Origin of the sequence: Desertihabitans aurantiacus, from assembly GCF_003344635.1 — a bacterium.
Taxonomy (GTDB): domain Bacteria; phylum Actinomycetota; class Actinomycetes; order Propionibacteriales; family Propionibacteriaceae; genus Desertihabitans; species Desertihabitans aurantiacus.
Genome location: NZ_QPKK01000264.1, coordinates 1 through 5,245 on the forward strand (window position 1 = coordinate 1; position 5,245 = coordinate 5,245).

Annotated in this window: 4 protein-coding genes; all 4 read right to left on the bottom strand. The window is 75.3% G+C overall.

What is annotated here, in order from left to right; all coding sequences use genetic code 11:
- Positions 1-762 (bottom strand): glycosyltransferase family 2 protein (locus DVA66_RS16780; RefSeq protein ID WP_157974076.1); only part of this gene is annotated, 762 nt, incomplete at its 3' end.
- Positions 759-2,729, bottom strand: coding sequence for a glycosyltransferase (locus DVA66_RS21375; RefSeq protein WP_198671871.1), 1,971 nt, complete (start codon positions 2,727-2,729; stop codon positions 759-761). The genes DVA66_RS21375 and DVA66_RS16780, both read right to left, overlap by 4 nt.
- 109 nt (positions 2,730-2,838) lie before the next feature.
- On the bottom strand, positions 2,839-3,357 hold the full coding sequence (locus DVA66_RS16790; protein ID WP_114561096.1) for a hypothetical protein: 519 nt from the start codon (positions 3,355-3,357) through the stop codon (positions 2,839-2,841).
- Between the two features lie 226 nt (positions 3,358-3,583).
- A complete protein-coding gene (locus tag DVA66_RS16795; protein ID WP_198671872.1) occupies positions 3,584-5,188 on the bottom strand; it encodes a sensor histidine kinase in 1,605 nt (534 codons plus the stop codon).
- Positions 5,189-5,245: the final 57 nt, after the last annotated feature.

Consider the following 5,245-nt stretch of genomic DNA (forward strand, 5'->3'; position numbering starts at 1 on the left):
CGGGGTCCGCACCAGCCAGGCCCAGCGGTGCGCCCGGCCCAGGTGCTTGGCGGCGAAGACGAGCCGGTTGCGGCAGTTGTAGTAGTGGTAGAGCGCGGACTTGTGACCCGGTCCGCCCTGGGTGCCGCCGACGTCGTGCCGCGCCTCGACGTCGGGCAGGACCCGCAGCCGCCCACCCGCGTCCTGCACGCGGAAGGACAGGTCGACGTCCTCCCAGTACATGCCGTAGTCGTCGTCGAAGCCCCCGGCGCGCTCCCACAGGGCGCGGCTGAAGGCCAGGCAGGCCCCCGACAGCCAGGACCGGTCGGCCCGGTCGTCGGTCCACAGCCGACCGCCGGCGAGGTCGACCGATCCCAGACCCGACCACGGACGTCCCTGTCCGGTGACGATGCGGGGCGCCACCAGCGCGTCGGGGTCCGCGTGGGCCGCGGCCGCGAGCCGGGCGATGCCGTCAGCGGTGATGGCGAGGTCGGGGTTGACCAGCACGACGACGTCGCAGCCCTCCTGCCAGGCCCGGTCCACGCCGGCGTTCACGCCCGTGCCGAACCCCGGGTTGCCGTCGTTGAGGACCGTCGTCCACCCCCGCTCCGCCGCGAGACGGGTCACCGCCTTCCGCTCGGCGTCGTCGGAGTAGTTGTCCACCACGACCACCGTCGGGCCGTCGGCGCCCGGAGCGGGCAGGTTGTCGGCCAGCATGCTGCTCGAGCGGTAGCTGACCACGACGAGCCCCGTGGCGCCGGGGAGCGTGGACCCGCCGGTCACGAGCGGCGCTCCCGTCGGGCTCGGACGGCTGTCCGGTAGACGTCACGGTGCGCCTCGCCGACGCGGGCCCAGCTCCGTCGGCTGAGATCCGGCCGGCCCTCGGGCAACGGCTGCTCGACCGCGGCGAGGAGGTCCTCGGGGCCGAGCTCGGCGTCGAAGCGGCGCACCCAGCCCTCGCCGACCTCCGCGGCCAGGTCGCGGGAGATCTCGTTGTCCGGCACGAGCACCGGACGGTCGAGGGAGAGCGCGAGCAGGGCCGTCCCGGAGTTGTGGAAGTCCTCGTAGGGCAGCGCGAGCACCTGGGCCCCCGTGACGGCCGCCACCAGCTCGGCGTCGTCGACGAAGCGCAGCTCGAGGCTGATCCGCGGGTCGCCGTCGGCGGCCTGGACGATCTCGCGCTCGAGCGCCTCGCTGTCGGGCCGGCCCAGCACGCGCAGGCTCATCCCGGGCCGCTCGGTCGCCCGGAAGGCGGTGACCAGCCCGGTGACGTTCTTGTAGGCCCGGACGAGGCCGGCGAAGGCGATGGCGCCCCGCTGCGGGTCCTGGCGGGGGTGGTCGGCGAACCAGCTGACGTAGTCGCCGTGCGGGATCAGCACGCAGCTGCGCCCGATCAGGGCGGCGGTGTGCGGGTTGAGGGCGATCCGTGCCGTGGTCGACCGACGCAGGACGGCGAGGCCGGCGCGGACGGGGGCGCCGTGCTGCTCGTGCGGCTGAACGTTGTGCACCGTCTGCACCACCACCGTTCCGCGGACCCGGAACGACAGCAGCAGCAGCCAGAACAGGCCCTGGCGGACGGTCCTCCGCAGCGGGGAGCCGCCGGTGACCAGGGTCTCGGGCCAGTGGGCGTGGAAGACGTCCCACCGCCGCAGCAACGCCGCCGACCAGCGGAAGGTGCCGACCTCCAGGCCCGAGGTGGCGCGGAGCGCCCGGAGCAGCATGGTGATGTAGGGGTTGGTGGTCGGCCGCGGGTCGGGGAAGGAGCACAGCACGCGCAGCGGACCCTGTGGCGACCCGGCGTCCTCCCCGGCAGTCGTCTGCGCCGGACGCGCGTACTCACTCACCCGGCGTCCGAGCACGGCGGCGGCCATGCCGACCCCGCGCTGGACGACGATCTCCCCCCGCGCAGCCCGGTGCGCCGAGCCGGTCAGCGTCCCGAGCCCGCGCATGGCGGTCCCGACCGCCACCCGGGCGCCGCCGTGGGCGAGGGCCCTGACGGCGGCCCGCGCGCGGGCGGGTGTCGACCCGGCCAGGTCGAGAGCGACCACCATCTGGGAGTTGCCCATCCGGCGCGCTCTGGAGAGCACCCAGGAGCGCGTCACACGCTCGGGCGGCACGTGGTCGACGACGACGGCCTCGTCGCACCACACCAGCGAGGCGCCGGCGGCGGTGAACCGGCGGGTGAAGTGGGTGTCGCCGCCGCCGGTCAACCCGTAGCGGTCGGCGAAGCGCAGCCCGAGCCGTTCGACGACCCGGCGGTCGAGGAGCAGGTTGTTCGTGGCCGCCACCGGCATCGCCGTGCCGGTCGTCCGCCGGGGTCGCTCGAAGAAGCGGCTCGCGGTGATCCAGGCGTCGGGCTGCCCGCCGAGGTCGGAGACGACGCGTCCGACGACGGCGTCCGCCCGGTAGCGCTCCCGGGCCGCGAGCAGGGCGGCCAGCCAGCCGGGGCGCGGGGTCTCGTCGTCGTCGAGGAAGACGACGAGGTCGGTGGCGGCGGACTCGGTCAGGGCGCGGTTGCGGGCCGCCGAGATCCCCGGGCGCGGCTCGTGGACGTAGCGGACCAGCGGGTCGGCGAGGGCACGGACCGCGCTCTCGGCGGAGGGCTCGCGGTCGTTGTCGACCACGAGCACATCGGCACCGGAGAGAGCACCGGCCGACACCTCGTGGCGCACCTGGGGGCAGGTCGCCTCCAGGCACCGGACCAGCTCGTCGGGCCGGCGGTAGGTCGCGACGGCGACGGTCAGGTGCATGGCGGGATCATGTCATCGGCGTCGGCGCACCGGTAGTTCGCGAAACGCACGGCGGTGCTGCACCGACGGACCGGGGCCACCGCCCAGCCCGCCGGTGCGCCGTCGCGGCTCAGACGATCCGCACGCCGAGGCTGGAGGGCACCACGACGACGTACTGCGGGCCGTTGCTGGTGCCGGTCCCGCTGTAGGTGTACTCCTGCAGGACCGAGCGCACCGAGCCGTAGGTGCGCTGGCAGGTGACGGACTCGCCGGGAGCCAGCGTCACGGTGCCGGCGACGCTGCTCGCGCTGCTGGCGGACTGGCTCACCGACTCGCTCACACCGACCGAGGCCGAGGCGCCGACCGCGGCCACCTGGGCCGAGACGCTCATCTCGGCCGAGGCGCTCTGCTCGACGCTGCGGGTGATGGTCTGGCTGAAGCCGCAGGTGAAGCTGCCGCTGATGCCGGAGTCGTTGGCCAGGACGGTCGACTCGACCACCTCGGTCTGGACGCTGGTGCTGAGCACCTTCACGCAGCGGCCGGAAGAGCTGCCGCCCACGCACTCGTCGGCGGCGGCGGGCGGGGCGGTGAGCAGGCTGGCACCGACCGCGGTCAGCACGGCGGCGGAGGCCGCGAGGGTCTTCTTCATGATCGACTTCTCCTTGGGGTAGGTCGCGGCCAGACCGGCGCCTCGGCCCCCGCGACCAGGGGAGGACGCCGGACGGCCGGGAAATCGATCATGATCGCTCGAGGACGTCGTCACTCCTGCCTACCGAGGTCGGCCCACCACTGGCGACGCCGGGTCCGGCACCTGAGACGTCCGCCTCTCGATCATCGAGACGGTGATCAGGAGCCGGCCACCCCGCCGAACACGCTCACGGGCGCCCGCCGGACGCCTGCTGCAACGCCCCCTCGGCGCCGGCGAGCGGCAGCCGGACGGTGAAGGTGGTCGACCCGGGCACGCTGTGCACGTGCACGGTGCCCCGGTGCGCCTCGACCACCGCGGCGACGATCGCCAGCCCCAGCCCGGTGCCCGACGGACGCTCTCCGGCCGCCCCCAGCCGGGCCCGGGCGGAGTCGGCGCGGGTGAAGCGCTCGAACACCCGCGGCAACGTCTCGGCGGGGATCCCCGGACCGTCGTCGGCCACGGTGACCACGGCCGTGCCACCCGCCTCCGACCCCTCCACCCGCACCGCGGTGGTGACCGTGGTGCCGGCCGGGGTGTGGGTGCGGGCGTTGGCCAGCAGGTTGACCAGCACCTGCTGCAGCTGGAACCGGTCGGCGCGCACCTCGACGGCCCGCTCGGCCAGCTCGAGGCGCCAGTGGTGGTCCTGCCCGGCCACCCGGGCGTCGCTCACGGCGTCCACCACCAGCGCGCTGACGTCCACCCGCTCCAGCTCGGGCGCCCGGCCGGTGTCCAGCCGCGCCAGCAGCAGCAGGTCCTCCACCAGCCGGTGCATCCGGCCGGCCTCGGACTCGATCCGCCCGACCGCGAAGCGGGCGTCCTCGGGCAGCTCCTCCCCACGCCGGCGGGTCAGCTCGGCGTAGCCGGAGATCGCGGCCAGCGGGTTGCGCAGCTCGTGCGAGGCGTCGGCGACGAAGCGGCGCAGCTTGGTCTCCGAGGCCTGCCGCGCGGCCAGCGCCCCGCCGACGTGGGCCAGCATCCGGTTGAACGCCACCCCGACCCGGCCCACCTCGCTGCGCGGGTCGGCGTCGGCCTCGGGCACCCGGACGGCCAGCTCGACCTCACCGCTGCCCAGCGGCAGCGCCGAGACGCTCTGCGCGGTGCCGGCCAGCCGGTTGAGCGGCCGCAGCCCGCGCTCCACCACCAGCCGGACGCCGACCGCCCCGCCGAGCAGCGCGAGCAGGGTCAGCACCACCTCGCCGACCAGCAGCCGGTAGAGGATGGCGTCCACCCCCGCCAGCGGCAGCCCGACCACCACCAGGTTGCCGGCGTGGGCGAAGCCGAGCACCCGGTAGTGCCCGAGCCCGGGCAGCGTGGTCGAGCGCTTGCGGCCGTCGTCCGGGACGCCGATCAGCGCGCTGATCGCCTTCTCCGGCGGCAGGGTCGGCCCCGCCTCGGTCTGCACCCCGGCCCGTCCGCGCTGGCCGTCGAAGACGAGCACCACCGTCCCGATCTGCTGGCCCGGCAGGTCGACCCCTTTCGGGTAGAGCCCGGGCGTGCCGTCGGCGCTCTGCCCCCGCGTGGTGCGGTCGCGGGTGGCGGCCAGCTCCTGGTCGATCTGGCCCACCACCAGCTGCCGGGTCAGCGCGGTCGCCAGGCTGGACAGCAGCACCGCCGTCACCGCGAGCACCGCCAGGGTGCGCAGCAGCAGCTGGCGCTGCAGGCTGCCCCGACCCCCGATCCAGTGGTCGACGGGCCCGGGCGACGGCGTGGACGCCGGTGCCAGGGGGCCGGAACCCGGTGCGGGCGCGGACGCCGGCGGCCGGCGGTCCGGCGGCGGTGCGGGGCTGCTCATCCGGCCGGGCGCAGCACGTAGCCGGCGCCGCGCATGGTGTGGATCATCGGCGCCCGC